The organism is Shewanella sp. S1-58-MNA-CIBAN-0166 (assembly GCF_040310085.1).
Taxonomy (GTDB): domain Bacteria; phylum Pseudomonadota; class Gammaproteobacteria; order Enterobacterales; family Shewanellaceae; genus Shewanella.
The window spans coordinates 1-245 of record NZ_JBEOPN010000185.1 but is presented as its reverse complement, the minus strand read 5'-3'; the positions used below and the strand labels follow the sequence as shown (position 1 = coordinate 245).

General features: G+C 52.7%; 1 protein-coding gene. It reads left to right on the top strand.

Features of this window, described 5'->3' with window-relative positions; genetic code table 11:
- On the top strand, window positions 1-245 hold a 245-nt coding region (locus AAEY99_RS21620; RefSeq protein ID WP_351012014.1), incomplete at both ends, for a putative Ig domain-containing protein.

Genomic DNA, 245 nt, shown 5'->3' with positions numbered 1-245 from the left:
CCAATACCAAAGATGCGCCGGTGATATCTGGCACTCCTGCGACCTCAGTCAATGAAGACAGTGGTTACAGCTTTACCCCAAGTGTCAGCGATGACGACAGTGGTGATAGCTTTACCTTTAGCATTACCAATAAACCGACGTGGGCCAGCTTTAATATCGCCACGGGAGTGTTACTCGCTCGGCAACCCATGTTAGGGGTGGGTACGTCTTCCGGGTGTGTGGTGCTAGTCGCAGTTGGCAGGGTA